The sequence below is a fragment of the Thioclava sp. UBA3469 genome, from assembly GCF_002378135.1.
Classification (GTDB): Bacteria; Pseudomonadota; Alphaproteobacteria; order Rhodobacterales; family Rhodobacteraceae; genus Thioclava; species Thioclava sediminum.
Map to the genome: position 1 here is coordinate 1 of NZ_DFRG01000225.1, position 4,098 is coordinate 4,098.

Here is a 4,098-nt window from a genome sequence, read left to right on the forward strand (position 1 = left end):
CGGGCTGATGGGCGATGGCGGCGAGACCTTCGCCAATGCCGCCTATATCACCGGCCAGAAAGAATTCGACCACTGGTCGAATGCGGGCAACGACACGTTCGAAGCCAAGGTCCGTCCGCTGGCCGAGAAGATGAGCTATCTCAAGGGTGGCGATTCGGTCGTCTCCGGCATCTCGGCGGTCGAGGCGTTCGGACATACCCCGGGCCATATGGCCTTCATGGTGGAGTCGGGTGGCAAGGGGCTGATGCTCGCCGCCGATACGTCGAACCACTATGTCTGGTCGCTTCAGCGTCCCGATTGGGAAGTGAAATACGACATGGACAAGGAGATGGCCGCAAAGACCCGCAAGGAACTTCTGGGCCGTGTCGCCGCCGACAAGCTGGCCTTCATCGGCTACCATATGCCCTTCCCCGGCGTCGGCCATCTCGAGGCGCTGGACACCGGCTTCCACTTCCACCCGATCACCTATCAGCTCAACGTCTGATCCGTGATGGGTGCGGGCCAAGCCTGCACCGAGATATTTCAAGCGCGCGCCCGACCGGCGCGCGCTTTTCTTATGTCATCCCGCTCTGAGAGGGGCACGCCCCTAAGGGCCGCGACTGGCTGCGCCCCGCCCGTCAGGCGGCGGCATCGCCCTCATGCAGCTCCATGCGCACAAGGGTCTGGTTGAGCAGGATATAGGCGATCTCGCCGAAAGTGACGGGGCCGGTGAAGCCGCCGGTGCGCTGTCCTTCCAGCTCGCCGTAGAGATAGTTCAGAATACAGTTGCACGAATATTCGTTGGCACCTTTGCCCCCCGCGCCGTCGGCGAAGGCCTGCGCGTAAGAGCCCAGCGCCTGCGCCAGACGGTATTCGACCCCTTCGACGACGGGGGCGTAGAATTTCACCTTGCCGGCCTCGGCATCGACCTCCTGGATCGAGACATTAACGAGCGTGCCTGCGTAATTTGCGACCAGCGGCAGGCGCGTGTCGATCTCGTGCTCGGTGATGTAGCGGGCGAGATTGACCTCCTGCCCCTCGACCGTCGCCACCTCGGCTTCGAACCCCGCCTTCGGGAAGGTGAAGGTCAGCGCCTCGGCCTCGCCTTGGGCGAAGATATTGAGGATGTCGAGATCGGCCGCGACACCATCGGGCAGCGCGACATGCAGCAGCACCGCCCCTTCGTCATGCGCCAAGCCCGTCGCGCCGTCGAACACCTTCGGCGCGCGTTTGCCCAGCTCGTCGAGATGTACGCCGGTGATCCAGCCCGCCAGCGGCTGATCGAAGAGACCGGGATAGCCCTGCCCCTCCACCGCGAAGTCGGAATGCGCCACCGAGAAGGCGGGGATCATGATCATAGTGAAGCCATTCTCGGCATAGCCTTCGGAAATCTTCGGCAGATCGCCCACCTCGAGCCAACGTGGCACCGCGCCCGTCGCCCGCTCGAACCGGGTGCAGAACAGCTTGTCACGCACCACCGCCCCACCCTCTTCGGTGACGAAATAGACGGTGGTGCCGCCGATCCATTTCCCGCGCGGGAGCTGCGCCAGAAGCGCCTCGTCCCCCGCCACGACCATGACGTCACCCGCCTCGATCCGCGCGGCGGCCTCGGCCACGCTCAACATCTCATTTTTCATCCCGGATCCCCTCTCGAGCCTAGAACGCCGCGACATCGCCGGCGGCAAAAGCATTTTTCGTCACGAACTCACGCAGCTCGGCGATCTTCTCGCCAAGCGAGGCCGGGCGCGCGGCCACCTCGCGACGCAAGCGCGCAATCAAAATCTTCGTCGCCAGCGACGCTGCACTCAAATCGCTCTGACTCGTCAAAACCCGCTTCCATCGCGGATCATCGGCACCCGGGACCATCCTCACACTCCTTTGAAACAGCACGGGTGAGGTCATAGCGCACCATCCCTTAACACTGCGTTGACAGGCGCGCGCTCCGCGCCGCAAAGTCGGGCTCTGGGCCAAAAGGAGACGCGATGACCTCGATCCTCACGATCACGCTCAACCCGACGGTCGATCTGTCGATCGAGACCCCCGAGGTCGCGCCCGAGCGCAAGTTGCGCTGCACGCGGCCGCTCACAGATCCGGGCGGCGGTGGCCTGAATGTCAGCCGCGCGATTGCCGCTCTGGGGGGGAATTCGACGGCTTTCGTGGCCCTTGGCGGGACAACCGGCGACCGGGTGATGCGGCTTCTGGCCGAGGCCGGGATCGCCGTCTTCCCCTTCCCCGCGCCGGGCGAGACGCGGATGAGCCTGACCGCCACGGATCAAAGCACGGGCGCGCAATATCGCTTCGTGATGCCGGGGCCGGACTGGGGCGCACGCGATGTCGCGAAGGCGCTCAGCCGGATCGCGCGGGCCGCGCCCGAAGGTGGGATCGTGGTTCTGTCGGGCTCGCAGCCGCCCGGCGTGCCCGAAGATTTCCCCGCGCGTCTGGCAACGAAGATGGCGCGGACCAAGGCGCGACTTTTCCTCGACACCTCCGGCGAGGCGCTGCACCAGCTGATGGAAAGCGAGGCGCAACCCGCCGATGTGCTGCGGATGGACGAGCTGGAGGCCGAGGGGCTGGCGGGTCGCAAACTGCCCGAACGCCGGGATAGCGCCGATTTCGCCCAAGACCTCGTGCGACGCGGGTTGGCCCATGCGGTGATCGTGGCGCGCGGCGCGGACGGCAACGTGCTGGCCACCAAGGACGCGCGCTGGTTCGCTGTGGCGCCGAAGGTCGACGTCGTGTCGAAAGTGGGCGCGGGCGACAGTTTCGTGGGGGCCTTCACGCTGGCACTTTCCCGCGGCAAGACCTTCCGCGAGGCGTTGCAGCAAGGCGCCGCAGGCGCAGCGGCCGCCGTGACGACACCTGCGACTGATCTGTGTTCCGCCGCGATGGTGCGCCGCCTTCTGCCGCATTGCCCGGTGGAGCCGGTCTGAGCACTCTGCCCCTTTGCCTCGCGGCACCTGCGCGTTATGAAAGCGCCAAAGGAGCGCCGCCCATGCTGAAGACCCGCATCATTCCCTGTCTCGACGTCGCCGACGGCCGCGTCGTGAAAGGCGTCAATTTCGTGAACCTGATCGACGCGGGCGACCCGGTCGAAGCCGCCAAGGCCTATGACGCGGCCGGCGCCGACGAGCTGTGTTTCCTCGACATCCACGCGACGCATGAGAACCGCGGCACGATGTTCGATCTGGTGACCCGCACCGCCGAGCAGTGCTTCATGCCGCTCACCGTGGGCGGTGGCGTGCGCACCCATGAGGACGTGCGCGCGCTGCTGCTGGCGGGGGCCGACAAGGTCTCGTTCAACTCCGCCGCCGTGGCCGATCCGAACGTCATCACCGAGGCCGCCGACCGCTTCGGCAGCCAGTGCATCGTCTGTGCGATCGACGCGAAGACCGTGGAGCCGGGCCGCTGGGAGATCTTCACCCACGGGGGCCGCAAATCCACCGGGATCGACGCGGTGGAATTCGCGCGCACCGTGACTGCGAAGGGCGCGGGGGAAATCCTGCTGACCTCGATGGATCGCGACGGCACGCGCGCGGGCTTCAATCTGGAGCTGACGAAGGCGATCTCGGACGCGGTCGACGTGCCGGTGATCGCCTCTGGCGGCGTCGGCAATCTCGATCATCTGGTGGAAGGCGTGACCAAGGGCGGGGCTTCGGCCGTGCTCGCGGCGTCAATCTTCCACTTCGGCGAATACACGATCCGCGAGGCCAAGGAATACATGGCCGCCGCGGGCATTCCGATGAGGCTGCAATGAGCATTCTGGACCAACTCGCCGCGACCATCGAGAGCCGCAAGGGCGCCGATCCCGACACATCGTGGACCGCGAAGCTGCTGGCCAAGGGCCCGGAGAAATGCGCCGAGAAATTCGGCGAGGAAGCGGTGGAAGCGATCATCGCCGCAGCGAAGAACGACCGCGAGAACCTGACCTATGAGGCGGCGGATGTGCTCTATCACCTCTTGGTGATGCTGGCGGCGCGCGACGTGAAGCTGGCCGATGTGCTGGCCGAACTGGAGCGCCGTGAAGGGACCTCCGGCATCGCCGAGAAAGCCGCGCGCAGCTAAGGGGCGCTGCCCCTCTGCCTTACGGCATTCACCCCGGGATATTTCTCAAGAGCGAAG

The 4,098-nt window shown here is 65.8% G+C and carries 5 protein-coding genes and 1 pseudogene; 4 read left to right on the forward strand and 2 right to left on the reverse strand.

Annotated features, from left to right (window positions below):
- Window positions 1-484: pseudogene (locus tag B3D39_RS16395) on the forward strand (MBL fold metallo-hydrolase); the annotation flags it as partial.
- Between the two features lie 133 nt (window positions 485-617).
- Here the strand turns inward: B3D39_RS16395 and B3D39_RS16400 are convergent.
- Together B3D39_RS16400 and B3D39_RS16405 are read right to left on the reverse strand one after the other, a co-directional pair.
- On the reverse strand, window positions 618-1,616 hold the full coding sequence (locus B3D39_RS16400) for a DUF6976 family protein (protein ID WP_274963071.1): 999 nt from the start codon (window positions 1,614-1,616) through the stop codon (window positions 618-620).
- 19 nt (window positions 1,617-1,635) lie between these two features.
- Window positions 1,636-1,845 carry a hypothetical protein gene (locus tag B3D39_RS16405; protein ID WP_078599473.1) on the reverse strand — a complete coding sequence of 70 codons (210 nt, stop codon included), beginning with the start codon at window positions 1,843-1,845 and terminating at the stop codon, window positions 1,636-1,638.
- A gap of 116 nt (window positions 1,846-1,961) precedes the next feature.
- Between B3D39_RS16405 and B3D39_RS16410 the strand changes: the two genes are divergently transcribed.
- From B3D39_RS16410 to B3D39_RS16420, 3 genes are all read left to right on the forward strand, one after another.
- Window positions 1,962-2,909, forward strand: a complete 948-nt coding sequence (locus B3D39_RS16410) for a 1-phosphofructokinase family hexose kinase (protein ID WP_274963073.1) — start codon at window positions 1,962-1,964, stop codon at window positions 2,907-2,909.
- 62 nt (window positions 2,910-2,971) lie between these two features.
- Window positions 2,972-3,733: an imidazole glycerol phosphate synthase subunit HisF gene (gene hisF, locus B3D39_RS16415; RefSeq protein ID WP_078519675.1), complete on the forward strand. Its 762-nt coding sequence runs from the start codon at window positions 2,972-2,974 to the stop codon at window positions 3,731-3,733.
- Window positions 3,730-4,041 (forward strand): phosphoribosyl-ATP diphosphatase, encoded by a 312-nt coding sequence (locus tag B3D39_RS16420; RefSeq protein WP_078519676.1) that lies wholly within the window; start codon window positions 3,730-3,732, stop codon window positions 4,039-4,041. Before hisF ends, B3D39_RS16420 begins: the two co-directional genes overlap by 4 nt.
- Window positions 4,042-4,098: the final 57 nt, after the last annotated feature.